The 24,471-nt window shown below is 72.4% G+C and carries 27 protein-coding genes, 1 pseudogene and 1 riboswitch; of the genes and pseudogenes, 15 read left to right on the top strand and 13 right to left on the bottom strand.

The window, feature by feature from the left end; translation table 11 throughout:
- Nucleotides 1-38 precede the first annotated feature (38 nt).
- The 6 genes and pseudogenes from ACFFIA_RS40355 to ACFFIA_RS40330 form a co-directional block, all read left to right on the top strand.
- Nucleotides 39-707 carry an AzlC family ABC transporter permease gene (locus ACFFIA_RS40355; RefSeq protein WP_377262014.1) on the top strand — a complete coding sequence of 223 codons (669 nt, stop codon included), beginning with the start codon at nt 39-41 and terminating at the stop codon, nt 705-707.
- 16 nt (nt 708-723) lie between these two features.
- Nucleotides 724-1,032 (top strand): AzlD domain-containing protein, encoded by a 309-nt coding sequence (locus ACFFIA_RS40350; protein WP_377262012.1) that lies wholly within the window; start codon nt 724-726, stop codon nt 1,030-1,032.
- A 133-nt stretch (nt 1,033-1,165) separates the two neighbouring features.
- On the top strand, nt 1,166-1,645 hold the full coding sequence (locus ACFFIA_RS40345; RefSeq protein WP_377262010.1) for a hypothetical protein: 480 nt from the start codon (nt 1,166-1,168) through the stop codon (nt 1,643-1,645).
- Between the two features lie 68 nt (nt 1,646-1,713).
- A complete protein-coding gene (locus tag ACFFIA_RS40340) occupies nt 1,714-3,690 on the top strand; it encodes a sensor histidine kinase (RefSeq protein WP_377262007.1) in 1,977 nt (658 codons plus the stop codon).
- A gap of 97 nt (nt 3,691-3,787) precedes the next feature.
- Nucleotides 3,788-4,435 carry a response regulator transcription factor gene (locus tag ACFFIA_RS40335; RefSeq protein WP_377262006.1) on the top strand — a complete coding sequence of 216 codons (648 nt, stop codon included), beginning with the start codon at nt 3,788-3,790 and terminating at the stop codon, nt 4,433-4,435.
- A 155-nt stretch (nt 4,436-4,590) separates the two neighbouring features.
- A pseudogene (locus ACFFIA_RS40330) lies at nt 4,591-5,745 on the top strand (adenylate/guanylate cyclase domain-containing protein); the annotation flags it as partial.
- 695 nt (nt 5,746-6,440) lie between these two features.
- On the opposite strand, the gene ACFFIA_RS40325 reads toward ACFFIA_RS40330, so the two are convergent.
- The 5 genes from ACFFIA_RS40325 to ACFFIA_RS40305 form a co-directional block, all read right to left on the bottom strand.
- Nucleotides 6,441-6,635: a hypothetical protein gene (locus tag ACFFIA_RS40325; protein WP_377262004.1), complete on the bottom strand. Its 195-nt coding sequence runs from the start codon at nt 6,633-6,635 to the stop codon at nt 6,441-6,443.
- A gap of 88 nt (nt 6,636-6,723) precedes the next feature.
- Nucleotides 6,724-7,371 (bottom strand): DUF2461 domain-containing protein, encoded by a 648-nt coding sequence (locus ACFFIA_RS40320; RefSeq protein WP_377262002.1) that lies wholly within the window; start codon nt 7,369-7,371, stop codon nt 6,724-6,726.
- 3 nt (nt 7,372-7,374) lie between these two features.
- Nucleotides 7,375-8,007 (bottom strand): DUF3043 domain-containing protein, encoded by a 633-nt coding sequence (locus ACFFIA_RS40315; RefSeq protein ID WP_377262000.1) that lies wholly within the window; start codon nt 8,005-8,007, stop codon nt 7,375-7,377.
- Between the two features lie 19 nt (nt 8,008-8,026).
- A complete protein-coding gene (gene murA, locus ACFFIA_RS40310) occupies nt 8,027-9,451 on the bottom strand; it encodes a UDP-N-acetylglucosamine 1-carboxyvinyltransferase (protein WP_377261998.1) in 1,425 nt (474 codons plus the stop codon).
- A gap of 84 nt (nt 9,452-9,535) precedes the next feature.
- Nucleotides 9,536-10,795 carry a quinolinate synthase gene (locus ACFFIA_RS40305; RefSeq protein WP_377261997.1) on the bottom strand — a complete coding sequence of 420 codons (1,260 nt, stop codon included), beginning with the start codon at nt 10,793-10,795 and terminating at the stop codon, nt 9,536-9,538.
- A gap of 50 nt (nt 10,796-10,845) precedes the next feature.
- Between ACFFIA_RS40305 and ACFFIA_RS40300 the strand changes: the two genes are divergently transcribed.
- The 3 genes from ACFFIA_RS40300 (at nt 10,846) to ACFFIA_RS40290 (ending at nt 13,783) form a co-directional block, all read left to right on the top strand.
- Nucleotides 10,846-11,964: a glycerate kinase family protein gene (locus ACFFIA_RS40300; RefSeq protein WP_377261995.1), complete on the top strand. Its 1,119-nt coding sequence runs from the start codon at nt 10,846-10,848 to the stop codon at nt 11,962-11,964.
- 297 nt (nt 11,965-12,261) lie between these two features.
- Entirely contained in the window at nt 12,262-12,627 is a 366-nt protein-coding gene (gene erpA / locus ACFFIA_RS40295; RefSeq protein WP_173070891.1) for an iron-sulfur cluster insertion protein ErpA, read from the top strand.
- Nucleotides 12,628-12,808: 181 nt separating this feature from the next.
- Nucleotides 12,809-13,783, top strand: a complete 975-nt coding sequence (locus tag ACFFIA_RS40290; RefSeq protein ID WP_377261993.1) for a carbohydrate kinase family protein — start codon at nt 12,809-12,811, stop codon at nt 13,781-13,783.
- A 12-nt stretch (nt 13,784-13,795) separates the two neighbouring features.
- On the opposite strand, the gene ACFFIA_RS40285 is transcribed toward ACFFIA_RS40290, so the two are convergent.
- Nucleotides 13,796-14,026: a sulfurtransferase TusA family protein gene (locus ACFFIA_RS40285; protein ID WP_377261991.1), complete on the bottom strand. Its 231-nt coding sequence runs from the start codon at nt 14,024-14,026 to the stop codon at nt 13,796-13,798.
- Nucleotides 14,023-15,135: a cysteine desulfurase family protein gene (locus tag ACFFIA_RS40280; protein WP_377261989.1), complete on the bottom strand. Its 1,113-nt coding sequence runs from the start codon at nt 15,133-15,135 to the stop codon at nt 14,023-14,025. Before ACFFIA_RS40280 ends, ACFFIA_RS40285 begins: the two co-directional genes overlap by 4 nt.
- Nucleotides 15,136-15,234: 99 nt before the next feature.
- Between ACFFIA_RS40280 and ctaC the strand changes: the two genes are divergently transcribed.
- Together ctaC and ACFFIA_RS40270 are read left to right on the top strand one after the other, a co-directional pair.
- Nucleotides 15,235-16,128 carry an aa3-type cytochrome oxidase subunit II gene (gene ctaC, locus ACFFIA_RS40275; protein WP_377262096.1) on the top strand — a complete coding sequence of 298 codons (894 nt, stop codon included), beginning with the start codon at nt 15,235-15,237 and terminating at the stop codon, nt 16,126-16,128.
- 10 nt (nt 16,129-16,138) lie between these two features.
- Nucleotides 16,139-16,561 carry a cytochrome c oxidase subunit 4 gene (locus ACFFIA_RS40270; RefSeq protein WP_377261987.1) on the top strand — a complete coding sequence of 141 codons (423 nt, stop codon included), beginning with the start codon at nt 16,139-16,141 and terminating at the stop codon, nt 16,559-16,561.
- 10 nt (nt 16,562-16,571) lie between these two features.
- Here the strand turns inward: ACFFIA_RS40270 and ACFFIA_RS40265 are convergent, their stop codons facing one another.
- The 3 genes from ACFFIA_RS40265 to ACFFIA_RS40255 form a co-directional block, all read right to left on the bottom strand.
- Entirely contained in the window at nt 16,572-17,480 is a 909-nt protein-coding gene (locus tag ACFFIA_RS40265) for a hypothetical protein (RefSeq protein ID WP_377261985.1), read from the bottom strand.
- 47 nt (nt 17,481-17,527) lie between these two features.
- A complete protein-coding gene (locus tag ACFFIA_RS40260) occupies nt 17,528-17,728 on the bottom strand; it encodes a hypothetical protein (RefSeq protein ID WP_377261983.1) in 201 nt (66 codons plus the stop codon).
- 135 nt (nt 17,729-17,863) lie between these two features.
- Nucleotides 17,864-18,736, bottom strand: coding sequence for a bifunctional 5,10-methylenetetrahydrofolate dehydrogenase/5,10-methenyltetrahydrofolate cyclohydrolase (locus tag ACFFIA_RS40255; RefSeq protein WP_377261981.1), 873 nt, complete (start codon nt 18,734-18,736; stop codon nt 17,864-17,866).
- A 13-nt stretch (nt 18,737-18,749) separates the two neighbouring features.
- A riboswitch (ZMP/ZTP riboswitch) is annotated at nt 18,750-18,830 on the bottom strand.
- A 67-nt stretch (nt 18,831-18,897) separates the two neighbouring features.
- On the opposite strand from ACFFIA_RS40255, the gene ACFFIA_RS40250 reads away from it, so the two are divergent.
- Genes ACFFIA_RS40250 through ACFFIA_RS40240 form a run of 3 tightly spaced genes read left to right on the top strand, consistent with a single transcriptional unit; the run spans nt 18,898 to nt 20,358 of the window.
- On the top strand, nt 18,898-19,245 hold the full coding sequence (locus ACFFIA_RS40250; RefSeq protein WP_377261979.1) for a hypothetical protein: 348 nt from the start codon (nt 18,898-18,900) through the stop codon (nt 19,243-19,245).
- Nucleotides 19,242-19,529, top strand: a complete 288-nt coding sequence (locus ACFFIA_RS40245) for an Lrp/AsnC family transcriptional regulator (protein WP_377261977.1) — start codon at nt 19,242-19,244, stop codon at nt 19,527-19,529. Before ACFFIA_RS40250 ends, ACFFIA_RS40245 begins: the two co-directional genes overlap by 4 nt.
- Entirely contained in the window at nt 19,519-20,358 is an 840-nt protein-coding gene (locus tag ACFFIA_RS40240; protein WP_377261975.1) for an alpha/beta hydrolase family protein, read from the top strand. The genes ACFFIA_RS40245 and ACFFIA_RS40240 overlap by 11 nt, the downstream gene beginning before the upstream one ends.
- A gap of 964 nt (nt 20,359-21,322) precedes the next feature.
- On the opposite strand, the gene trpD is transcribed toward ACFFIA_RS40240, so the two are convergent.
- From trpD to ACFFIA_RS40225, 3 genes are read right to left on the bottom strand one after another with little or no spacing between them, the layout of a single operon-like run.
- On the bottom strand, nt 21,323-22,372 hold the full coding sequence (gene trpD / locus ACFFIA_RS40235) for an anthranilate phosphoribosyltransferase (protein ID WP_377261973.1): 1,050 nt from the start codon (nt 22,370-22,372) through the stop codon (nt 21,323-21,325).
- Between the two features lie 23 nt (nt 22,373-22,395).
- Entirely contained in the window at nt 22,396-22,791 is a 396-nt protein-coding gene (locus tag ACFFIA_RS40230) for a hypothetical protein (protein WP_377261971.1), read from the bottom strand.
- Between the two features lie 41 nt (nt 22,792-22,832).
- The gene (locus ACFFIA_RS40225; RefSeq protein ID WP_377261969.1) at nt 22,833-23,738 is read right to left on the bottom strand and encodes a cytochrome c oxidase assembly protein; all 906 of its coding nucleotides are present in this window, start codon (nt 23,736-23,738) and stop codon (nt 22,833-22,835) included.
- Nucleotides 23,739-23,845: 107 nt separating this feature from the next.
- Here ACFFIA_RS40225 and ctaE point away from each other — a divergent pair, with 107 nt between their 5' ends.
- On the top strand, nt 23,846-24,445 hold the full coding sequence (gene ctaE / locus ACFFIA_RS40220; protein WP_377261967.1) for an aa3-type cytochrome oxidase subunit III: 600 nt from the start codon (nt 23,846-23,848) through the stop codon (nt 24,443-24,445).
- Nucleotides 24,446-24,471 lie beyond the last annotated feature (26 nt).

The raw sequence follows: 24,471 nt of genomic DNA, 5'->3' as shown, positions 1-24,471 counted from the left end.
TTGACGAACACGGGGCTGCGTGTTCACTATTTTGAACCATGAGTACGGCAGAGCGAACGACCGACCGGGCGATGCTCCGCGACATCGGGGCCATTGGGCTGGCCGTGTTCGCGGTCGGCATGTCGTTCGGCGCGATCGCGATCGCCGCCGGGCTGCCCGCGTGGGCGGTCATCGCGATGTCCCTGGTCGTCTTCGCCGGCGGCTCGCAGTTCATGGCGGTGGGGCTGGTCGCGGCCGGCAACCCGTTCGCCGCGATCTTCGCCGGGCTGCTGCTCAACGCCCGCCACCTGCCCTTCGGGCTGGCCGTCGCGGACGCGGTCGGCACCGGCTGGCGCCGCCGGCTGGTGGGCAGCCACATCCTGATCGACGAGTCGGTGGCGTTCGCGATGGCCCAGGCCGACCTGGCTGGGCGCCGCCGGGCGTACTGGCTGACCGGCGCCACGCTCTTCGTGACCTGGAACGTGGGCGGCGTGCTCGGCGTGCTGCTCGGCGAGGCGGTCGGCGACACCGACGCGCTGGGACTGGACGCGGCGTTCCCGGCCGGCCTGATCGCGCTGCTGCTGCCCTCGCTGCGAGACCGGGAGACCCGCGACGTCGCGCTGGCCGGCGCGGGCCTCGCGGTGCTGACCACGCCGCTGCTGCCGGCCGGGCTGCCCGTGCTGCTCGCCCTCGGCGGGCTGCTGCTGATGCGGAGGAAGAGCCGATGAGGCACGGAGATCTCGCATGCTGATCGCGGTGATCGTGGCGCTGGCGGTCGGCACGTACGCCTTCCGGCTGGCCGGCGTGGTGCTGCGCGACCGGCTCGACCTGCCCGGGCCGCTGATGCGGATGCTGCCGCTCGCGGCCGCGGCGCTGCTGGCCGCGCTGGCCGGCACGGCGGCGCTGACCGACTCCGGCGGCTTCGCCGGCGTGTCACGTCCGCTGGGCGTGGCGGTCGGCGCGGTGCTCGCCTGGCGCAGGGCACCTTTCGTGGTGGTCGTCGTCTCGGCTGCCGCGACGGCGGCGCTGCTGCGGCTGGCCGGCGTCCCCTAGGAATCTGGCACCGCGCGCGGCCTGCGGGTTGGACCTTGATCCTTCGGTCCCGGGACATTCGTCAGGCGCGAACGGGACGGCGTGCGCCCGAACCTCCTTCCCGACGGTTCTCACCGAGCGGGAGGAGCGCACCATGAACGCCCTGACGAAGGCAACCGGCGTCCCCGTCTTCGTGGTCGCCACCACCAACACGATGGTGCACGTCTACCGGGACGTGCAGAGCCTCATCGAGGCGCGGGAAGTGAAGCCGGACCAGCTCAAGTCGATCGAGTTCTTCGACGTCAACGGGCGCAGGCTCGTGCCGGTTCTCAGCGACACGGGGGCGCTGACCGGCCTGCGGGACTCCGGCTCGCCGCCCAACGCCGCCGGCGTACAGCAGCGGCTCTACACCACGCGTGCCAACCTCGCGAGCAGTGTGGACGCCCGCATCGCCAAGCACGAGCCCAAGGTGACCAGGGACGAGGCGCTGAGCCACCTCGCGGTGATCGAGGGGCGGAGCCTGCCGGACTGCTACGTACTACTCGAACCGATCTTCTCCCACTCGTACGCTAGCGCCGGACCCATCCAGCCGCGGCACGACGGCGGCTGGTGGCACAACTTCTGGGCGCACTGACAGCACTTGTGGTGGAACGCCGCAGGCGGGGGCGCCGCGGTGGCGATCGGCGTTCGGTTGGAGGCGTGATGGGTGGCATTCCCGGCGCGCTACGGAAGCCGCGGCGGACTGCCGCCGCGGCGGCCGGGGTGGCGGTCGTGCTGCTGGTACTCATTGGACAGTTGGCCGACGACCGGGCGATCCCGCTGCGGTCGGTGCTGCTGACGGTCGGCGTGGCGGCGGTGTTCGCACCGCTGGGCGCGCTGGTGATGGCGGGCGTGCCGAGGCACGCGGTGGGTCGGCTGATGTTCGCCGCCGGTGCGTTCGCGACCGCGTCCGTACTGGCGGCGAGCTGGGCCGGTTGGCTGCCGCTGGCCTGGTTCACGCAGTGGTCGGGGCTGCCGCCGCTCGGGCTGCTCGTGCTGGCCCTGCTGTACTTCCCGGACGGGCGGCTACCGTCACGCCGGTGGCGGTTCCTGGCGCTGTTGATCGCGGGCGCCACGGCGGTCGCGGCGGCGGGGCTCGCGGTGGGCGCACTCGACCATCCGCGTGACCTGGTGACGACGCCGGACGTCCCGCTCACCGACCGGGCCGACGTGCTCGACCGGGTCGCGAAGGTTGCCGTCCTGCTGATCGGGGCGGGGCTGGTCGCGGTGGTGGCGTCGCTGGTGGTGCGGTGGCGCGGGTCCGCGGGGGAGACCCGCCAGCAGCTCGCCTGCCTGCTGCCGGCGGCGGTGCTCTTCCCGGTCGGGCTGGTGCTGGCGGGGTTCGGGCTGACCGGCGCGTGGATACTCGCGACCGCCGCGATCCCGCTCGCGATGGCGGTTGCGGTGCTGCGCTACCGGCTGTACGACCTCGACCGCGTGATCAACCGTTCCGTCGTGTGGCTGGTGATGACGCTGCTGCTGATCGGCGGCTTCGTCGCGATCGTGCGGATACTCCGCGACCTGCTGATGTCCGGCAACACGTCCAACGCCTCGCTGGTGGCGACCGGCATGATCGCGGTGACCTTCGAGCCGGTACGGCGGCGCGTGCAGCGGCTGGTCGACCACCTGCTGTACGGCGAGCGCGACGACCCGTACCGCGTGATCGTGAAGCTGGGCGACCTGCACGGGCAGACCACCGACCCGGACGCGATGCTCCCGGGGCTGGCCAGCGCGATAGCGCGTTCGCTCTGGGTGCCGTACGTGGCGGTGCGGGTCTCCACACCGGACGGTCCGCGCGTGGTGGCCGAGCACGGGCGCACGGGTACGCGGCTGGAGGAGTTCGACATGGTGGCCCGCGGCGAGACGCTGGGGCAGCTCGTGGTGGCGACCCGGGGCGTCGGTGACCGGTTCACCGGGCGGGAGCGGCGGCTGCTGGCCGACGTGGCGCAGTACTTCGCCGCGGTCACCGAGACCACGCGGCTCATCCGCGACCTCCAGGACTCCCGCGAGCGGTTGATCACCGCTCGGGAGGAGGAGCGGCGGCGGCTGCGGCGCGACCTGCACGACGGCGTGGGTCCGGCGCTGACCGGGATCACGATGCAGGTGAGCGCGGCCCGCAAGGCGGTGGGCGACCCGGAGCGGGTCGGCCGCATCCTCGACACGATGACGTCCGACCTGGAGGTGTGCCGGTCGGAGGTGCGGCAGCTGCTGCGCGACCTGCACCGGCCGGCCGAGCTCGACAGCGGGCTGGAGGCCGCGCTGCGGGCCGCCTGCGAGCGCTTCGAGGGGCCGCAGCTCGCGGTCGACCTGCACGTGGCCAAGCACCTCGACGGGCTGCCGGCGGCGATCGAGGTGGCGGCCTACCGGATCGTCAGCGAGGCGCTCACCAACGTGGCCAAGCACGCCAAGGCGGCGAGCTGCACGGTGACCGTCGACGCCGGGCGGGCACTGAGCATCGACGTGGTCGACGACGGCATCGGCATCTCCCGGGGACGGGCCGGCCACGACGGCGTCGGCCTGGAGTCGATGCGCGAGCGCGCGGCCGAGCTTGGGGGTGAGTGTGTGGTCACTCAGGGCGATCCGCGCGGTACGACCATCAGTGTCCAGCTACCTCTACCGTTCGGCCGACACATCCGATAGACCGGCGATCCGCCCCTTTGCGGGGTACGCGTTATCCGTTGTCCGGCGATAACATGCGGGACGGTCACTTGCTGTCCTAGTCGCTGAGGTGGGTGACGTGCTTCCACAGTGCCGGGTGCTGATCGTCGACGACCATCCCGTCGTGCGGCGCGGCCTCCGGGCCATGCTGGAAGGCGAGCAGTGGGTCGAAGAGGTGGCCGAGGCAGCCACTGTGGACGATGCGGTGCGGGAGGCGGTCAGCCGCAAGGTCCACGTCGTCGCCATGGACATCAACCTCCCTGACGGCGACGGCATCGAGGCGACCCGGCGGATCGTGAGCCGCTGCCCGGGAGCCCACGTGCTGATCGTCACGCTCTACGACGACCAGGATCGGGTGGCGCGGGCGCTGCGGGCCGGCGCGCGGGGCTACGTGGTCAAGGACACCGAGCCCGAGACGATCCTCGACGCGCTGCGCACGGTGGCCCAGGGCGGCGTGGTGCTGGGGCCGAAAGTAGGCCCCGAGGTGCTGACCACTCTCCAGGGCGCGCAGGCCCAGTTGCCCCCGCCGTTCGACAAGCTGACCGCGCAGGAGCGGCGGATCCTGACCGGGCTGGTGCGGGGCGAGTCCAACGCCGAGATCGGCCGCAGCCTGGGGCTCAACGAGAAGACGGTGCGCAACTACCTCACCGGAGTCTTCGACAAGCTCGGTGTGGATGGCCGGGTGCAGGCCGCCCTTCGAGCGCGGGACGCCGGCATCGAGGGATAGGGCACCACTCGGCCGATCTCCGCGGGCCGCCACGTGCACACATGCTCCACCAGAGAGGCCAGGACCTGGTTTCTGATACGCCTAGTTATTGGCGCCGGACGGCCACGCGGTTCGGGACATCGGTACCTTAGGGCCGGGACAGCGATGGGCGGATCATGCTGCGCATGATGTCCCGGGACGAGCGTCGCTGGGTCAGCATTCTCTTCGTGGATCTGGTCGGCTTCACCCGGCTCTCCGGCCGGCTCGATCCGGAGGATGTGCGCGCCCTCCAGGTCGAGTACTTCGGCCGGGTGACCCGTGTCGTGCGCCGGTGGCGGGGCGTGGTGGAGAAGTACGTGGGCGACGCCGTGCTGGTCGTCTTCGGCGCGCCCGACTCCGACGAGTACGACGCCTACCGGGCGGTGCTGGCGGGCCTCCAGGTCCAGCGCGAGCTCGCCGGCCTCAGGCTGCCCGACGGCTCGCCGGTGGCGGCGCGTGTGGGGGTCGCGACCGGCGAGGTGGTCGTCGACCTCTCCGCACTGCGCGACGGGGGACAGGCGCTGGTCTGCGGCGACATCGTCAACGTCGCGTCCCGCGTGCAGCACCACGCCGAGCCCGGGACCGTCACGGTCACGGCGGTCACGCGGGGCGCCACCGGGCCGTGGCTTCGCTACACGCCGCTCCCGCCGATCACGCCCGCCGGCAAGCCCGCCCCGGTCGACGTGTGGCAGGCCGACGCCCCGGTGCCGCCCGCCGCGCCCGACCGAGCCGTGCCGCTGGTCGGGCGGGCCGCCGAGCTGTCCACTGTGGTTGATGACGTGACCCGTGCCCTCCGGTCGGGGAAGCCGTCGGTCGTACGGGTCACCGGTCCGGCCGGCGTGGGCAAGTCCCGCCTGGCCCGCGAGGCCCTGGCGCACGCCGGCGTCCCTTCGTGGGAGGGCTTCGGCACGCTCTGCGGCAGCCGGTACGCGCCACTGGCCGACGCCGTGCGCCGCGAGGCCGGGCTGCGCGAGTGGGACGGCCCGGGCGAGACGCGCCGCCGCCTGCGCGCCTGGGCCGGGAAGTTCGTGGCGGCCGGCGAGCTGCCCGCGGTCCTGTCTGGACTGTCCACGTTGCTGGCCAGATTCGTGGCCAGTGTGCCGCTCCGGCCGGACACCGGCGCCCCGCCCCCGGGCGGCGACGGCCGGGACGCCACGGTGGAGGCGGCGCTGGTCACGCTCCTCCGGGCCGCCGCCACGCGCCAGCCGTTCGCGCTGCTCCTCGACGACCTGCACCTGGCCGACCCGGCGACCCGCGCCTTCGTGGCCGACCTTCCAGCCCGCCTCGGCCCGGTGCCCCTGGCGATCCTGGTGACCGATCGCGCGGGCCCTCGGGCGGATGCCACGGGGGCCGGCTTCGACGCCGGCGCGGAGGCCAGCGTGGGCTCCGGCCCCGGCGGCCGCGCCGCCTTCGGCTGCGGCGGCGAGGTGGCGGCCGACCACGGCTGCGGTGCGGAGGCCGGCCGCGCGGCCGTCGGCGTCGGCGGTGGTGTGGATCCGGCGAGGTCGACCCCCGCGTGCGAGGCGGCCTTCCCCGAGGGAACGGCTGGCGTGGTGCTGGCGCCGCTCGGTGCCGCCGACACCGCCCGGCTGCTGCGGCACCTGCTCGACCGGGCCGGGCTGCCCCCGCGCCTCGCCGACCGCCTCGCCCCGCTCTGCGGCGGGATCCCCGGCTACGCCACCGAGTACGTCCGCGCGGTCGAGGCCGACGGCTGGCCGGAGCAGGGCGAGCCGCCGATGCCGCCGCGTGTACGCGGCATCGCCTCCGCCCAACTCGGCCGGGTCGGCGCGGCTGACACCGCCGTGCTGGGCGCCCTGGCGGTGCTGAGCGGCGGGCCACAAGGGGTGCCGGCCGGGGCGGTCGCCGCCCTCCTCGACACCGGTCCGGCCGGCGTGGAGGGCGCGCTCGGCCGGCTGCACCGCCGCGGGCTGCTGAGTCGCCACTCAGCCGGGTACGCCTTCGCCGACCCGGCCGTCCAGCGGGTCGTCTACGCCCGCCTGCCGCGCGCCGTACGCGCCGACCACCACCGGCGGGCGGCGCTGTGGCTGGGCACGCCCGCGGCCGGCCACCGGCGCGAGGTGACGGTCGAGCGGGCCCGGCACTGGCTGGCCGCTTCGGCGCTGGCCCGGGCGCTGCGCCAGACCGGCCGGTCGTACGCGGTCGCGGCCTGCGCGGCACTCACCAGGACTCCGGGCGGTCGGCCCGCAGCGCCCGTAGCGGGAGCGGAGCGCGCGGCCGGCCGCCCGGGCAGGCGGCCGAGACGGGCCCGGCTACTCCGCCTCGAACGGGCCGACGTTGGTCTCGACCCAGTCGACGAGCGGGCGCAGGCGCCGCCAGTCGGTGCGTACGAGGTCGAAGGAGGCGCGCCCCTCCAACTCCGGCCCGGCGGGGTGGTGGCGCGCGGCGGTGAGCGACCGGTGGCGCATCAACTCCAGCCGAGGGTGGTCCGGCGGGCAGCCGCGCGGGCGGGTCCGGACCCGGTCGCCGCCGATGGTGAGGCCGTGCCGCGCGAGCGTACGCACGATCTTCTCCAGCGCGGCGCCGGTGTCGTCCGCGTCGACCGCGGCCCGGTACCGAGTCGTCTGCTCGCGCGAGTGCGAGTAAAACCCGGCCGCCGTAAACAGGCCCTCGGCGTCGACGTGCACGTAGTAGCCGACGCCGGCCATCACCTCGAAGAACGCCCCCTGATGCGTCTTGTACGGCGATTTGTCCTTGGCGAAGCGCACGTCCCGGTGGGGGCGGAAGAGCTTCGGCTCGGCGCGCACCAGGGCGGCCAGCTCACCGGCCAGCTCGGCCATCGGGGCGCGCACACAGGTGTCGTACACGTCCTTGTGCGCGGTCCAGTAGGTCTTCGAGTTGTCCGCCTCGAGCCCTTCGTAGAACGCGAAGGCCTCAGCGGGAAAGCCGGCGAACGCCACGGGTCAGACCGCGTCGCCGATCTGCACCTTGGGCTTGGGCATGCGCATCCGGCGGAAGGTGATCGAGCGGGTGATCGCGTAGAGGTAGAGCGAGCCCATCCGCTGGGTCGTCTTCGGGAAGCGCTCGCGGACCAGGCGCTTGACCTTGCGCGAGATCAACACCGAGTCGACCACCACCGCGAGCGCGAGGGTCGCCCACAGCAGGTTGGAGATCAGGCGCACCGCCGGCGGCATCGCGCCCGACGAGCCGATCAGCACCACCAGCGCGCCGCCGAAGAACCACGTGCCCACCGTGCGGCGGGCGTCGACGATGTTGCGCACGAGCAGCCGCTCGGGGCCGCGGTCGCGGGCGAGCAGGTAGCGCTCGTCACCGGCGCGCATGCCGGCCGCGGCCTCGGCCCGGTCGGCCCGCTGCCTCTCCCGCATCCGCTTGTAGGCCTCGCGGCGGTTGGCCGGAGCCGGCTCGGTGGCACGGCGCCGGCTGGTGCTGGCGCGTTTGGGCGTCTCGACGCCGAGCTCCTTTTTGCTCGGCGTGTAGCCCCTGGGACGGACCGCCTCGGCCTCTTCCTCGGGCGCGGTCTCAGGAGCCTCGTCTTCTACGACGTCGGCGGGCTTGCGGCGGAACAGTGACGGCACGGTGTCGAGGGTACCGGGATCAGGCGCGCTCGGCGTGCGCGCCCAGGGCCGCCAGCTTCGCCTCGAAGTCCTCGTACCCCCGGTCGATGAGGTCGACGCCGTACACTCGGGAGGTGCCCTCGGCCGCCAGTGCCGCGATCAGGTGGCTGAAACCGGCCCGCAGGTCGGGGATGACCAGGTCGGCGGCGTGCAGCTTGCTCGGCCCGGCGATCACCGCCGAGTGCTTGAAGTCACGCCGGCCGAAGCGGCAGGGGGTGCCGCCGAGGCAGTCGCGGTAGACCTGGATGGTGGCGCCCATCGAGTTGAGCGCCTGCGTGTAGCCGAGCCGCTGCTCGTACACGGTCTCGTGCACGATCGAGAGCCCGCGCGCCTGGGTGAGCGCGACGACGAGCGGCTGCTGCCAGTCGGTCATGAAGCCGGGGTGCACGTCGGTCTCCAGCGCGACCGCCTTGAGCTCGTCGCCGGGGTGCCAGAAGCGGATCTTGCCCTCCTGGCCGGGGGAGCCGTTGCGCGGCGGGCGCATGTCGGTGACCTCGTACGCGCCGCCGACCGAGCGGAACACGTTGAGGAACGTCATCATGTCGACCTGCTCGGCGCCGAGCACCTCGATGTCGCCGCCGGTGGCCAGCGCGGCCGCCGCCCAGCTCGCCGCCTCGATGCGGTCGGGGATGGGGCGGTGGGTGTAGCCACCGAGGCGGGGCACGCCCTGGATCTCGATGACCCGGTCGGTGTGCACCTTGATGATCGCGCCCATCTTCTGGAGCACGCAGATGAGGTCGATGATCTCCGGCTCGACCGCCGCGTTGCGCAGCTCGGTCACGCCCTCGGCCATCACCGCGGTGAGCAGGACCTGCTCGGTGGCGCCGACGCTCGGGTACGGCAGCTCCAGCTTGGTGCCGTGCAGCCCGGTCGGCGCGGTCAGGTGCATGCCGTCGGGGCCCTTGTCGACCACCGCGCCAAACTGCCGCAGCGCCTGGATGTGGAAGTCGATCGGCCGCGGCCCGATGTGGCAGCCGCCCAGGTCGGGGATGAAGGCGTGGCCCAGACGGTGCAGCAGCGGCCCGCAGAGGAGGATCGGGATGCGGCTGGAGCCGGCGTGCACGTTGATCTCGTCGGTGGTGGCACTCTCCACATTGGCCGGATCGAAGACCAGCTCGCCGTCTTCGGTGCCATCGGTGACCCGGACGCCGTGCAGCTCCAGCAGGCCGCGCACGACCTCGACGTCACGGATGCGCGGCACGTCGTACAGCCGGCTCGGCGCGTCGCCCAGCAGCGCCGCGACCATCGCCTTGGAGACGAGGTTCTTGGCACCGCGGACCCGGATCCGCCCGTGCAGCGGAGTGCCGCCATGCACGGTCAGGACGTCATTCACGGTCAACGCACAACCTCCACCAGATGGCTTGTCGCGCGGCGCAGAGCCCCCGATCGCCGCCCGGGGCAGCATAGCGCTCCGTGACGTGTCGAAGGGGGTGCACACCGCCCGAGATGGCACGAAACGGGGAGACCGTAAACGGCGAGCTACGGAGCGTTACGGCAACGCGAGCATCTGGTCAAGCGCGACGCGCGCGTGACGTGCGGTGTCCCGGTCGACCGTGATCTGGTTGACCAGCCGGCCCGCGGCCAGCTCCTCCAGCGCCCACACGAGGTGAGGCAGGTCGATGCGGTTCATCGTGGAGCAGTAGCACACGTTTCGATCAAGGAACATGATCTGCTTGTCGGGGTGGGCGTTGGCGAGGCGCCGTACCAGATTGAGCTCGGTCCCCACCGCCCACGCCGAACCGGCGGGCGCGGCCTCGATCGTCTTGATGATGTATTCGGTCGAGCCGACGTAGTCGGCGGCGGTGACCACCTCGTGGCGGCACTCGGGGTGCACCAGCACGTTGACGCCCGGCACGCGCTCGCGCACCTCCTCCACGCAGCCCAGCGTGAAGCGGCCGTGCACCGAGCAGTGCCCCCGCCACAGGATCATCCTGGCGTCGCGCAGCTGCTCCGGGGTGAGGCCGCCGTTGGGCTTGTGCGGGTTGTAGAGGACGCAATCCTCAAGATCAAAGCCCATTTCGAGTACGGCCGTGTTGCGCCCCAGGTGTTGGTCGGGGAGGAAGAGCACCTTTCTTTCCCGGCCTGTGCCTTCCGGTCTTTCCCGGCCTGTGCCTTCCGGCCGGGATGAGCGCCCATCCCCCCGCTCGAACGCCCAGGTCAGCGCCCGCTTCGCGTTGGACGAGGTGCACACCACGCCGTTGTTGCGACCGACGAAGCCCTTGATGTCGGCCGACGAGTTCATGTACGTGACCGGGACCGTGGTAGCCGCGATGCCGAGGTCTTCCAGCAGCTCCCACGCGGTCTCCACCTGCGGAAGCGCGGCCATGTCGGCCATCGAGCAGCCGGCGCCGAGGTCGGGCAGCACCACCTTCTGCGTCTCGGTGGTGAGGATGTCGGCGCTCTCCGCCATGAAGTGCACGCCGCAGAAGACGATGAACTCCGCCTCCGGCCGGGCGGCCGCCTCGCGCGCGAGCTTGAACGAGTCGCCGGTCACGTCGGCGAACTGGATCACCTCGTCGCGCTGGTAGTGGTGCCCCAGCACGAACAGGCGGTCGCCGAGCGCGGCCTTGGCCCGCTGGGCCCGCTCGACCAGCGTGGGGTCACTCGGCGAGGGCAACTCGCCGGGGCACTCGACGCCCTTCTCAGCGGACGGGTCACTGCCCCGGCCGAGCAGCAGGAGGGCGGCACCGGTGCTCGACGGCTCAGTCCAAGCGGAGGCAGGGGAGGTCGTGGAAGTCACGCCATCCATGATGCGCCCGACCGCAGGTCCGACGCTGTGTCCTGCCACACTGCGGACTCATGCGCGTACTGATCTGTCCGGACAAATTCGCCGGCACGCTCTCCGCCCCCGCGGTGGCCGCCGCGGTCGCCGAGGGCTGGCACTCGTCCGCGCCGGACGACGAGACGGTCATCCGCCCGCTGTCCGACGGCGGACCCGGCTTCGTGGACGTGCTGGCCACCGCGCTGCCCGGCCGTACCCTGCCGGTGGAGACGGTCGACCCGCTGGGCCGGCCGGCCGCCGGCTCGGTGCTGCTGGTCGGCGACACCGCGTACGTGGAGAGCGCCCAGGCGTGCGGCCTCCACCTGGTCGAGCCGGCCGACCGCGACGTCCGGGGCGCGACGTCGTACGGCCTCGGGATCCTGATCACGCACGCGATCGAGCACGGCGCCCGCACCGTAGTGGTGGGCCTCGGCGGCTCCGCGACCAACGACGGGGGCGCGGGCATGCTCGCGGCTCTAGGCGCGCCGCCGCTCGACGGTTCCGGGTACGCCCTGCCGTACGGTGGCGCCGCCCTCGTGGCCGTAGCCGAGCTGGGCGGCGCACCCCGGCTCCGCGACGTGACCCTGGTCGCCGCGACCGACGTGGACAGCCCGCTGACCGGGCTGCACGGCGCCAGCAACGTGTACGGACCGCAGAAGGGCGCCAGCCGCGAGGACGTCATGCTGCTCGACGGCGCGCTCACCCGCTGGGCCGAGGTGCTCGAGAAGCTCCCCACCTGCCCGCCCGGCGTGGCCAACCTGGCCGGCGCGGGCGCCGCCGGCGGGCTGGGCGCTGCCATCCTCGCGCTTGGCGGCCGCTGCGAGTCGGGTATCGCGCTGGTCAACCGCCTGATCGGCCTGGACGCCGCGCTCGACGCCGCCGACCTGGTGATCACCGGCGAGGGCTCGTTCGACTACCAGTCCCTTCGCGGCAAGGTGGTGGCCGGCGTGGCCGGCGCCGCCCGCGACCGCGGCCTGCCCTGCCTGGTGCTCGCCGGCCGCGTGAGTGCCGGCCGCCGCGAAGCCGCCGCCGCGGGCATCACCGAGTCGTGGTCGCTCACCGAGCACTTCGGCAGCGAGGAGGAGGCGATGTCCCGCCCGGCCGACGGCCTCCACGAGGTGGCCGCCCGCCTGGCGCGCCAGTGGAGCCGCTCCTGACCCGGGCTCGCCAGCGCGCGTTCGGTGTGCGGCGTTATCGCGATATCGTGGGCAGGATCACACCAAAACGGTCAGTGCCGCACGCGGGAGTTGGCGCCCTCGCCGACCAGCGCGGCGCCGCCAGGGGGAGACCCGCCTCGTACCGCGAGCCGTACTCAGCCAGATTCGGGGCGAAACGAGATTCGGGGGGAAACTGGCCTAGACTCGGTTGACAGTCCATTGGGAATCGCCGGCCAGGGGGCTAGCGTTGCCTCTTGAGTACCGAACCATCCGCACCCGGCACAGGGAGATCTCCAAGTGACCACTCCGCAGACCGAGTCGACCGAGGCCAAGGCCGCGACCACCGTTGTCCTCAGCGACGTCGCGGCGCAGAAGGTCAAGGCCCTGATCGAGCAGGAAGGCCGCGACGACCTGCGGCTGCGGGTCGCCGTGCAGCCGGGCGGCTGTTCGGGCCTGCGCTACCAGCTCTTCTTCGACGAGCGCTCGCTCGACGGTGACGTGGTCAGCGACTTCGACGGTGTCGAGGTCGTCGTCGACCGGATGAGCGCGCCCTACCTGGCCGGCGCGACCATCGACTTCGCCGACCGCATCGACGCCCAGGGCTTCACCATCGACAACCCCAACGCGCAGGGCTCGTGCGCGTGCGGCGACTCGTTCCACTGAGCCGCCCAGCACGACCCGCACGTCCCGAAACGGGGCCGCCGTCACCGGTGGCCCCGTTTTTCGTGTCCGGCCGGTGTTCGCGGGGCTACCGGATCGCGATCAGACGGCTAACTCCGGGGGCCGGGGATGTGGGTACGCTGTCCGCGCACTGCACGACCCGTACCCGATTCGCGAGGGCGCTATGAAGATCGCCGTTACCGGCTCGATCGCCACCGACCACCTGATGCACTTCCCGGGCCGGTTCGCCGACCAGCTCATCGCCGACCAGTTGCACAAGGTCTCCCTGTCCTTCCTGGTCGACGACCTGGTCGTGCGGCGAGGTGGCATCGCCGCCAACATCGCGTTCGGCATGGCCCAGCTCGGGCTGCGGCCAGTGCTCCTCGGTGCGGTGGGCGCCGACTTCGCCGACTACCGCTCGTGGCTGGAGCGGCACGGCGTCGACTGCGACTCGGTGCACGTCAGCGAGGTGGCACACACCGCCCGCTTCGTCTGCACGACCGACAACGACCTGTGCCAGATCGCCTCGTTCTACGCGGGCGCGATGAGCGAGGCGCGCAACATCGAGCTGGCCCCGGTCGCCGACCGCGTGGGCCAACTCGACCTCGTGCTCGTCAGCCCCAACGACCCGGACGCGATGATCCGCCACTCGCAGGAGTGCCGCGACCGGAGCTACCCCTTCGTGGCCGACATCTCCCAGCAGATGGCCCGCATGGACGGGGGCGACCTGAGCAAGCTGATCGACGGTGCCGCCTACCTGCTCACCAACGAGTACGAGAAGTCGCTGCTGGAAAACAAGACCGGCATCTCCGGTGACCAGATGCTCGAGATGGTCGGCATCCGCGTGACCACGCTCGGCAAGGACGGCGTCGAGATCACCGGCCGCGACATCGAGCGCATCCACGTGCCGGTCGTGCCGGACGTGCGCACCGAAGACCCCACCGGCGTCGGCGACGGCTTCCGCGCCGGCTTCTTCTCGGCCCGTTCCTGGGGGCTGGGGCTGGAGCGTTCGGCCCAGGTCGGTTCGCTGGTGGCCGCGCTCGTGCTGGAGACGGTCGGCCCGCAGGAGTACGAGATCAAGTCGGACGCGTTCCTGGAGCGCCTCGCCGGGGCGTACGGCGCGGAGGCGGCCGAGGAGGTCCGCCCGCACCTGCCCTGAGCGGGCTGGGCGTCAGTGGGCGCGGCGCACGTCGTAGGCGGGTGAGCCGTCGACGGTCGTCGCGCCCAGGTACTGGTGGCCGCGCATGCGGCACCACGCGGGGATGTCGTTGGCGGCGGCCGGATCGTCGGCGAGCACGCGCACCACCCCGTCGACGTCGAGCTGGGGCAGCCGCCGGGCGAGCGCGATCACCGGCAGCGGGCACCGCTGGCCCAGGCAGTCCAGCACGACCGGCGGGTTCACAGCCCCACCACCCCCGCCTCGGCCCGCAGGTCGGCGACGATGCCGGGCAGCTCGGCCAGGAAGCGCTCCACCTGCTCCTGCGTGGTCTCGCGGTGCAGCGAGACCCGTACGTTGCCGTGCGACAGCACGCCCATCGCCTCCAGCACGTGGCTCGGCCGGAGCGTCGACGACGTGCACGACGAGCCGGACGAGACGGCGAAGCCGCGGCGGTCCAGCGCGTGCAGCAGCGCCTCGCCGTCCACGTAAAGGCACGAGAACGTGACCAGGTGCGGCAGCCGCGCCTCGGCGTCGCCGACCACCTCCACATCGGGCACGGTCGCCGGCACCACCGCGCGGATCCGGTCGACCAGGGGAGCCAGCCGCGCCGCCTCGGCCTCCCGGTCGGCGGCCACCGCCCGCAGCGCCGCCGCGGCCGCCACGATCGCGGGCAGGTCGCGGCCCGTGTCCCGGTCGCCTTCCTGGGGGTACGGCGCCTCCCAGCGCGTCCCCTTCCGCACGACCAGCAGCCCCACACCGGGCGGGCCACCCCATTTGCGGGCGCTCGCGGCGAGCAGGGACCAGCCATCGGGTACGGGCACGCGACCCACCGACTGCGCCGCGTCCACGAACAGGGGTACGCCGTGCGCGGCACACGCCTCGGCAGCCTCGGCGACCGGCTGGACCGTGCCCACCTCGTGGCTCGCGCTGACGAGGGCGGCTAGGGCCACACCGTCGCCGCGTACGGCCGCCCGCCACGCGTCCAGGTCGAGTCGCCCGAGCCGGTCGACCGGCACGCTCACCCCGTCCTCACCCGCGGCGTGGAGCACGGCGGAGTGCTCGATCGCCGAGTGCACCAGCACCGGACCCGCCCGGCGCCGCCCTTTGCGTGTGCCCTCGACCGCCGAGTGCACCGCGGCGGTGCCACTGGGGGTGAAGGCGATCTCGTCGGGTCGTACCCCAAGAATCTCGGCGGTCGCTGCCCGCGCCGCGTCGAGGAGCTGGCGTGCCCGGCGGGCCTGCGTGTAGAGCTTGCCGGGGTCGGCCCAGCCGTCTTCGAGGGCGGCGAGCAGTGCCTGCCGCGCGACCGGATGGAGCGGCGCGCCCGCGGCCGCGTCGAAGAACGCCTGCATGGAAGCGACGCTACCCACCCCCACGACGTGTAGTAGATGCATGGTCGAGTAATGTGCCGGTTGCTCGCTACGGCACTGCTAGGGAGGCAGGACCAGGTGATCGCAAGGGGTGCGCGCGGCCGGGTTGGCCGGCTCGCCGGGCTCGGCGCCGGCGCTCTGGCACTGGTGACCCTGCTGGGTGGCTGCGATGTCGGCTCGGCGTTCGGGTTCGGCTGGCCCGGGGGCGTCACGCCTCAGGCCAACCGCATGTACGACCTGTGGATCGGCTCGGTCATCGCGGCTCTCGCCGTCGGCGTGCTGGTGTGGGGTCTGATCTTCTGGTGCGTGGTGCGCTACCGCAAGCGGAGCGACCAGCTGCCGGTGCAGACCCGTTACAACATGCCGATGGAGTTCCTCTACACGATCGCCCCGATCCTGGTCGTGTGCGTGCTCTTCTACTACACGGCCGTCGTGCAGACCGACGTCGACCGAAAGTCGGGCAACCCGGACGTGACCGTCGAGGTCGTCGCGTTCAAGTGGGGCTGGCAGTTCAACTACCGCGACGGCATCGGTGAAGACGCCAACACGGTCGCCTCCACGCTCGGCTCCGCCGACGTGATCCCGGTGCTGGTGCTTCCCACCGGCCAGCGGATCCGCTTCGAGGAGACCAGCAAGGACGTCATCCACTCGTTCTGGGTCCCGGAGCTGCTCTTCAAGCGCGACGTCTTCCCCGGCAACGTGCGCAACGTCTTCGAGGTCGCGAGCATCGACCAGGAGGGCGCGTACGTCGGGCGGTGTGCCGAGCTGTGTGGCACCTACCACTCGATGATGAACTTCGAGCTGCGCGCGGTGTCGCCGGCGGAGTACGAGCAGTTCCTCCAGGCCAAGCGAGACGGTGCCACCACGCAGGAGGCGCTCCAGTCGATCGGCGAGTCGCCGCTGGCGACCACGACCGTGCCGTTCGAGACCAGGCGCGACGTGTCCAACTTCAACCAGTCGTCCACCGGAGGATAGGGACACCGCGATGAAGACTGAGTGGCGGATCTTCGGCGTCGTGTCGGTGTTCCTGTACGTCGCCTGTGCCGTGTACGCGTGGTGGACCTGGTACTCGAGCACCATCGAGTGGGTGGGCGTGGTCGCGCTCCTGCTCTCCGCGCTGCTGACCACAATGTGCGGCGGTTTCTTCTGGTTTGTCTCCCGCCGCATCGACCCGCGTCCGGAAGACCTGCCGGAGGCGGAGATCGCCGAGGGCGCGGGCGAGATCGGCTTCTTCAGCCCGGGCAGCTACTGGCCCTTCGGCATCGCGCTCGCCGCGACGGTGGCCGGCCTGGGCCTGGTCTTCTGGATGTGGTGGCTGCTGGCGATCGGCCTGATCGCGGTGACGTTCACCACCTGCGGCCTGCTGTTCGAGTACTACACCGGCACGCGGCGCACCGCCGAGCACTGAGCCATCCACCTCACGGCTGGTCGCTTGTCAGGGCGGCCAGCCGTTCTGTGGAGAGGCAGGAAATCAGGCAGCGCTCCTTGGCGTTTCCCATCACCTGCGCCGTCCACGTGGTGAAGCCGCCGTCGCCCAGCTCCACGACCTCGTCACCGCGCCGCGCGGTGATCCGCAGGGCCATGCCGGCGTAGTAGCCCCGGCCGCGCTCGCGTTCCGGATCCTCGACGACGGGCACGGCGGGCGCGACCGTGTCGGCGAGACGTTCGCGGAGCACGGGGCTGTCGAAGATCGTGTACTCCAGCCGCGGCGTCACGCCCGGCGGCAGCAGGTCGGCGAGCACGCGCCGCCAGTAGCCGAGGTGCAGGATCAGCAGCCGCGCCTCGGTGTCGCCGGAGCCGGTGTCGCGGGCACTGGACACCAGCGCGAAGAGGCGGAAGTGCGCGCCCCAGCCGGCCGGGAAACGCTGCGCCCGCAGCATGCGGTGGCTGGCGGCCAGGTGCACCTCGCCCGTGGCGGGCTGGCGCAACCGGCGGTCCGCCGCCTCGACCGCGAGCGCGTTCGTGGAGTCGCTCACCACCTCGGCGGCGCGGAGCGTGGAGACGACTCGGTCCTGGCTCTGCGGGGTTACCACCGCGCACGTGCCGAGTGGGGCCACCGGCGAAAGCTCCACGCCCGCGAACCGCTCCGGCAGCAGCCGCCACATCCGGGCTTCCAGGGCGGCGACGGCGCGCGGGTCGGCGGGGGAGGGGCGGACGAAGCGGTCTTCGCGCCAGCGGCGCAGCAGGCCGGCGGGGCGCACCTCGGCCGCCCGCGCCCGCGCCACCGACAGCAGCAGAGTTTGCAGGTCGGAGGCGGAGAGCCCGGCCAGCGACTCGCGCGTACCGGCGGGGAGCCGGCCCCAGACCCGGCGTTCGGCGTCGTTCACCCCGGCCAGGATGGTCGATCGGGGCGGCGCCGGCCAGCGAAATACGGTCAGGCGGCCCGGCGCTGCTGCGGGGCCACCGCGTTGCCCCGGTGGCGCATCCAGACCCGCAGCGTGAAGGGCGCGACCACCACGGCGGTGCCGCAGCCGGTGCAGAGCAGCTCGGGGAACTCGTCGCCGGTCTCGCCGTCGGCCGGCACCGCCTCGAAGGGCATGTCGGCCTCGCAGATGACGCAACGCAACTCTCGCACGGGTCTCTCCTCTGCTCTAGGAAGCGGTGATGCTCTAGGAGGCGGAACTACCCGGGTGTCCTTTCTCACGCTGCCACGACCCGCCGGCCGGTTGGCGGAGGTGGGCCGGCGTGTCGCGCACCTGTTCGAATGGCGCTACCCGCTGGCCCGCTCGGCCGCCCGCACCACGTTTCGGACGAGCATGGCCACCGTCGTGGGCCCGACGCCGCCGACGCGGGGCGTGATGGCGCCGGCGACGCTCGCGCACGCCTCGTCGACGTCCGGCAGCAGGCGGCGCCCGGCGTAGCGGACGCCCGCGCCGATCACCACGGCGCCGGGTTTGACGTGCTCAGGCTGGATGATCCCGGGTACGCCGGCCGCGCCTACGAGGACGTCGGCCCGCCGGGCGTACCGGGGCCAGTCGCGGACGCCGGTGTGCACCACGGTGACGGCGGCGTTGGCGGTGGGGCGCTTCTGAGCGAGCAGCATCGCCAGCGGGCGGCCGAGCGTGGCGCCGCGGCCGAGGATCACGACCTCTCGCCCGGAGACCGGGATCTCGTAGTGCGCCAGCAGTGTCTCGATGCCCGCCGGCGTACAGGGCAGCGGGCCGGGCAGACCGACCGCCAGGCGGCCCATGTTGAGCGGGTGCATGCCATCGACGTCCTTGTCCGGGTCGATGCTCTGCAACGCGACGTCGTAGTCGAGGTGGGCCGGGATCGGGTACTGCACCAGCAGCCCGTGCACGGCGGGGTCGGCGTTGAAGCGGGCGATCACGCGGTGCAGGTCGGCCTGGGAGGCGGCGGCCGGCAGGTGCTCGTGCGGGGATGCGAATCCGAGCTCGGCTGCCTGCCGCTGCTTGATGCGGATGTAGCCGGCGCTGGCGTCGTCATCGCCGACCAGCACGGTGGCCAGGCTGGGCGTGATGCCGCGCTCGCGCAGGCGGGCGGTCGCGGCGGCGGTCTCGGCCAGGACTGCCTCGGCGACCGGCGCGCCGGGCAGGAGGAGGGCGGATTCACTCGTGGAGGGCATGCGGACTCCTCGGCGCGGGCGCCCAGGCGGTCGGCTCCCGCGGCGAGCTCCCCGATGGTGATCCATCCCCGTGCCGCCAGTCGCTGCTGCCGGACATCATGCCGCGCGTCGCGGTGTCAGGGCAACTTGACGTCAGGGCGTCTTGACGAGATAGTGGTGGCATGTCGACGCCGGACGAGCTGGAGCGCCAGCACACTCTGCAGACGGCCGTGGCCCGCTACGACACGCTGCGCACGCGGGACGCCCTCGCCTCGCCCGGTGAGGAGGACGAGTCGTTCGCCGCACCGCCACTCACCAAGGAGGAGGCGCTGGAGATGCTCGCGCTGGGCGAGCTGATCGCGCGCAAGGCCGGCTACGGTCGGCAGCTCGGCGTGCGGTCGGCCCGCGCCACCGGCGCCTCGTGGTCGCAGATCGGCGCCGCCCTCGGCACCACCAAACAGGCGGCCTGGGAGGCGCACGCCCGTTGGCTCGACGAGCAGGGCGCGGGAGCCGATAGGGTAGGCGCGTGATCACCGCGATCGTCCTGATCGACTGCGCGACCGACTCGATCCCCGAGGTGGCGGAGACCCTGGCCGCCCTGCCCAACGTCAGCGAGGTCTACTCGGTGGCCGGCCACGTCGACCTCATCGCGATCGTGCGCGTGCGGGAGTACGAGCAGATCGCCGAGGTGATCGCCGGGTCGATCAACAAGACGCCCGGCGTGCTCGACACCGAGACCCACATCGCGTTCCGCGCGTACTCTCAGCACGACCTGGAGGGCGCGTTCGCGATCGGTCTCGACGATGCCGACTGAGGATTACGCCCAGGAGTACCTCGACCGGGGCACCGACCGCCTCGGTCTCCAGGTCTACCCCGAGCCCGACGGCGTGGCCGACCCGCCGGTCGTCGTGGTGTGGCCGGCGATGGGGGTGCGCGCCCGCTACTACCGGCCGCTCGCCGCGTCACTGCGCCGGGCCGGCATGGCCGTCGTCGTGGCCGACCTCCGCGGCACGGGCGCCAGCACGCCGCCGTCCAGCCGTTCCTCTGGGTACGGGTACGCCGAGCTGGCCGACGACGTCGGTGCCGTCCAGGAGGCGCTCAAGCCGCGGCTCGACGGGCGCCGCCGGATCGTGCTCGGCCACTCGCTCGGTGGGCAGGCCGCACTGCTGCACTTGGCGCTGGCCGGGCAGTCCGATGTGGACGGCGTGGTGCTGATGGCGGTCGGCCTGCCGTACTGGCGGGTCTATCCGCGCCGCCGCCTCGGCGTGCTGGCGATGACCCAGGCGATCGGCGTCACCAGCGCGGCACTGCGCGTGTGGCCCGGCTGGGGCTTCGGCGGCCGGCAGGCGAGGGGCGTGATCCGTGACTGGGCACACACCGCCCGCACCGGCCGCTTCCCCCGGCTGGGCGGCGTCGACGCGGAGGCGGCGCTGGGCGCGCTGCGTACGCCGGTGCTGGCGATCAGCGTCGACCACGACCAGTACACGCCGCACGAGACGCTCGACCACCTCTGCGGCAAGCTGCGCGCCGCCGAGGTGACGCGGGAGCGCCACGCGATCGCGGGCGCCGACCACTTCACCTGGGTACGTGCGGCCGACCCCGTCGCCGACCGCATCGCCGCCTGGACACAGACCCTCCTCTGAATACACGCACCGATCGGCGGCCGCCTGTGCGGCTCGACGGAGCTTTCGGAGTCGAGGCGGTTGCGCGGCTGGGCTGCGCTCGGACCTGGTGTCGTGTGTTGGGGAAGCTGTCGGGTTGGGCGCACCGGTGCGCCCAACCCGGCCGGACGCGAAATACGCGACTCGCGGCGTGGATGCCGGGCCCGGTGGTTGCCGGGCCGGACCCGGCAGGTGTGTGTGTGGGCGATTGTCGGGGACATTGCCCATTCAAACCGGCCGCAAGGGGCTATGTCCCTGACAAAGCCCCCTGTCCGGGCTGACCGGGCGGGGAGGCGGTCCGTCCGTGGCGGCCAATTGACCCCGGAGGGTGGATTCTTCGCCACGCACGACCTTGACCTCAAGACCGCGAACAATCCCCGCCCCCCAAAGACGTGGGCACGCCATGGATCAACAAGTGGCGGGATCAAGACGACTTGTGGCGCCAATAGCAGCCATAACTCGTCTTGATCCAAAGGCTGCCTGCCCGGTGGGCAGTCCGAACCGACGCCGACGCCGCCGCCGGCGTCGCGCGCCGCCGACGTCAACGAACTATCCCGACCGATCGCGAAGCTGAGCAAGTGTGCCGGCGGCAGACCGTGTGCCGGACGCGCGCTGGTGATACAGCGCGAGTTGGGCGCGTTGGCGCGCCCAACTCGACAGCTCCGCCCGGACCGAGGCCGCTGCGCATCCCGTGGTCATCAGCCTGAAGGGCGGTGGGCGGTCGTGTGCCACCGCCGGGGCGTGTGTGGGGTCTCAACCTTCCGGGCCCTGCCCCCGCTGCGGGCCGGGGCCGGGGCTGTGGACCGCAGAGCGGGCGGCTGCGGGAAAGCACCTGTCTCCCCGGGGACCCCACGCAGCGGCCTGGAGCGCGACGGACATCGCGGTAGCCCGGAGAAGCGTGCGGCGAGTGCGCTGACCGCGGCGCGGACCTCGACCGCGAAGGTCTCTAGGCCGTGGCGCGGGCCACCTCGACCCAGCGGTCGAGCCTCTTCGCGGCGGCGCCGCTGTCGATGCTCTCGGCGGCGCGCGCCAGGGACTCGCGCATGCACTCCAGCGGGTCGCCCGGGAGGCCGGCCTGGGCGGCCAGCGCGGCCGCGGCGTTGACCAGCACCGCGTCGCGGACCGGGCCCGGCTCGCCGGCCAGCAGGCGGCGGGTCACGTCGGCGTTGAAGGCGGCGTCGCCACCGCGCAGGTCGCCCGGCGCGGACCGGGCGATGCCCAGGTCGGCCGCGTCGAGCAGGTGCTCGGTGACGATGCCGTCGCGCACGGCCCAGACCCGGGTCGGCGCCGCCGTGCTGAACTCGTCGAGCCCGTCTTCGCCCCGCACGACCAGCACCGAGTCGCCGCGCTGGGCGAAGACGCTCGCCATCACCGGCGCCATCCGGGGGTCGAAGCAGCCCACCACGCCGGCGCGGGGACGGGCCGGGTTGGTGAGCGGGCCCAGGAAGTTGAAGACCGTGGGCACGCCCAGCTCGCGGCGGGGGACCGAGGTGTGCCGCATCCCGGGGTGGTAGCGGGCCGCGAAGCAAAAGCCGATGCCCACCTCGGTGAGGCAGTGCGCCACCTGCTCGGGCCCCAGGTCGAGCGGGATGCCCAGGAACTCCAGCAGGTCGGCCGCCCCGCACTTCGAGGAGGCGGCCCGGTTGCCGTGCTTGGCCACGCGCACGCCCGCGCCGGCGACCACGATCGCGGTCATGGTGGAGATGTTGACGGTGTGCGCCCGGTCACCGCCGGTGCCGACCACGTCGACGGCGCTGGCGCGCACCTCGTCGGGGAGGTCGACCAGCGCGGCGTTGGCCAGCATCGTCTCGACCAGGCCGCTCAGCTCGGCCGGGGTCTCGCCCTTGGCGCGCAGCGCCATGGCGAAGCCGGCGATCTGCACCGGCGTCGCCGAACCGCTCATGATCTCGCCCATCGCCCAGGCGGTGTCAGCGGTGGACAGCTCCTCGGCGCGCAGCAGCGCGGCGATCAGGTTTGGCCAGGTCCGCTCGCCCACGGTGGCCTCCAGTTGTGGGGGGGTCAGGCGGCAGCGTGCGAACGCAGCAGCCCAGCGACAGTCTCCCCGGTGGTCACCGGGTCCAGCGGGTGCAGCAGGGTCGCGTCGACCTCCGCGTACGCCGCGAGCCAGCGGTCGGCTGCCCGGGCGATCACGAGGCAGGTCGGCGGCGCGTCGTCGCGGTCGTCCTTGATCTGCCGGGCGATGCCGATGCCGCCGCCGGGGGTCGCCTCGCCGTCGAGCACCATCAGGTCGATCTCGAAGTCGTCGACCAGCCGGACGCACCCCGCGTAATCGCTGGCCTCGACGAACTCCACCGACAGGTCGGCCGCCGGCCGCGGCCCGATCGCGAGCCGCATGCGGTCGCGCACCTGAGGGTCGTCGCTGTAGAGCAGGACGGTGTACGTACGGTCGGTCATGGCGCTCCCACCTCTTAGCTGCGGCCTGATCGTACCCGTCGTCACTCGGCGCGTTGGGCCCCGGTGCGGGCCGCCGCCGCCTCGGCCGCCGCGGCGGCTGCCTCCTGCCGGTCTAGCTCGCGGTCGATGCGCCGGGCTTCCCGCTCGGACTGCTTGAACCACTGCACCAGCAGCACGCCGATCATCGTGACCGAGACGAACTCGCCGCCGGCCCACAGGATGCCGCCGGCCACCTTCTGGTCGGTCCACGGGTCGGCCCAGGTGAGCCCGAGCGAGGGGTACCAGTCGCCGCCGAGCAGCGTGGTGCTCTGCATGATGGTGAGCCCCAACACCGTGTGGAACGGCACAGACAGCACCATGAGCAGCGCCCGCCCCGGGTAGGGCCACCGGCCGGGGAGCGGGTCGAGCCCGACCAGCGGCCAGAAGAAGAGGCAGCCGGTGAGGATGAAGTGGGCGTGCACCACCTCGTGGGCGAACGCGTTCTCCAGGGTCAGCCGGTAGAGGTCGGTGAAGTAGAGCACAAACGGGTTGGCGACGAAGAGCGCGTACGCGACCAGCGGGAACGCCATCACGCGGGCGAACCGGCTGTGCACCACCGCCAGCAGCCGCCGCCGGGGCGCGCCGCGCAGCACCCGGAGGGCGAGCGTGACCGGCGCGCCCAGCGCCAGGAAGATCGGCGCGACCATGGAGAGCACCATGTGCTGCACCATGTGTACCGAAATGAGCGTGGTGTCGTAGGCGTGCAGCCCACTCACCGTCACCGCGGCGATCGCGCCCAGCCCGGGACCGATGAAGAGCACCGTGCGGGAGACCGGCCACTTGTCGCCGCGGGCGCGCAGGCGGTGCACGCCGTACAGGTACAGGCCGGCCGCCACCACCAGCAGCACCGCGATCCAGCTGTCGACGCTGGCCTCGGTGAAGATGGACGAAACGGTAAAGGGCTCCACGGTTCGAGGCTATGCCAAGGCCCGGTTCAGGGTGCCAGCAGCCCACGACACACCGTCGTAGGTGACCCCGACGCAACGTCGTACTACGAGGTGGCGATAATGACCGCGTGACTGCGGCCTCAGCAATTGACAAGAGCCGGATCCACTCGCTGACGCGGCCCAACATGGTCAGCGTCGGGACGATCGTGTGGCTCTCCAGCGAGCTCATGTTCTTCGCGGCGCTCTTCGCGATGTACTTCTCCATCCGCGCGGCGGACTACAGCCAGTGGGAGAAGCACACGGAGGTCCTCAACCTGCCGTACGCGACGACGTTCACGCTGATCCTGGTCGCGTCCTCGGTGACCTGCCAGTTTGGCGTCTTCGCCGCGGAGCGGGGCGACGTGCACTCGCTGCGCCGCTGGTTCACTCTCACCTTCGTGATGGGGCTCATCTTCGTGCTGGGCCAGGCCAACGAGTACCGCCAGCTGGTGCACCATGGCGTGAAGATCAACGCCGACGGGTACGGCTCGATGTTCTACCTGACCACCGGCTTCCACGGCCTGCACGTGACCGGTGGCCTGGTGGCGTTCCTCATCTTCATGGCCCGCACGACGATGGGCCGGTTCACGCCGGCGCAGGCGACCTCGGCGATCGTGGTCTCGTACTACTGGCACTTCGTCGACGTGGTCTGGATCGCGCTGTTCTCGATGATCTACCTCCTGCAGTGAGCAGCCTGTCACGTTCCGCCCGCTCG

Source organism: Phytohabitans kaempferiae (genome assembly GCF_042433955.1).
GTDB lineage: Bacteria > Actinomycetota > Actinomycetes > Mycobacteriales > Micromonosporaceae > Phytohabitans > Phytohabitans kaempferiae.
Note: the sequence above shows the minus strand (reverse complement) of the source record. Positions and strands in the feature narration are given on the sequence as shown.

Bases quoted from the DNA above. Each gene is read 5' to 3' on its own strand.
- ACFFIA_RS40240 (WP_377261975.1), top strand. From the start codon at position 19,519: ATGCCGACTGAGGATTACGCCCAGGAGTACCTCGACCGGGGCACCGAC.
- ACFFIA_RS40305 (WP_377261997.1), bottom strand. From the start codon at position 10,795: ATGGATGGCGTGACTTCCACGACCTCCCCTGCCTCCGCTTGGACTGAG.
- ACFFIA_RS40290 (WP_377261993.1), top strand. From the start codon at position 12,809: ATGAAGATCGCCGTTACCGGCTCGATCGCCACCGACCACCTGATGCAC.
- ACFFIA_RS40340 (WP_377262007.1), top strand. From the start codon at position 1,714: ATGGGTGGCATTCCCGGCGCGCTACGGAAGCCGCGGCGGACTGCCGCC.
- ACFFIA_RS40250 (WP_377261979.1), top strand. From the start codon at position 18,898: ATGTCGACGCCGGACGAGCTGGAGCGCCAGCACACTCTGCAGACGGCC.
- murA (WP_377261998.1), bottom strand. From the start codon at position 9,451: ATGCTGCCCCGGGCGGCGATCGGGGGCTCTGCGCCGCGCGACAAGCCA.
- ACFFIA_RS40280 (WP_377261989.1), bottom strand. From the start codon at position 15,135: ATGCAGGCGTTCTTCGACGCGGCCGCGGGCGCGCCGCTCCATCCGGTC.
- ACFFIA_RS40350 (WP_377262012.1), top strand. From the start codon at position 724: ATGCTGATCGCGGTGATCGTGGCGCTGGCGGTCGGCACGTACGCCTTC.
- ACFFIA_RS40355 (WP_377262014.1), top strand. From the start codon at position 39: ATGAGTACGGCAGAGCGAACGACCGACCGGGCGATGCTCCGCGACATC.
- ACFFIA_RS40255 (WP_377261981.1), bottom strand. From the start codon at position 18,736: ATGCCCTCCACGAGTGAATCCGCCCTCCTCCTGCCCGGCGCGCCGGTC.
- ACFFIA_RS40300 (WP_377261995.1), top strand. From the start codon at position 10,846: ATGCGCGTACTGATCTGTCCGGACAAATTCGCCGGCACGCTCTCCGCC.
- ACFFIA_RS40230 (WP_377261971.1), bottom strand. From the start codon at position 22,791: ATGACCGACCGTACGTACACCGTCCTGCTCTACAGCGACGACCCTCAG.
- ACFFIA_RS40270 (WP_377261987.1), top strand. From the start codon at position 16,139: ATGAAGACTGAGTGGCGGATCTTCGGCGTCGTGTCGGTGTTCCTGTAC.
- ACFFIA_RS40345 (WP_377262010.1), top strand. From the start codon at position 1,166: ATGAACGCCCTGACGAAGGCAACCGGCGTCCCCGTCTTCGTGGTCGCC.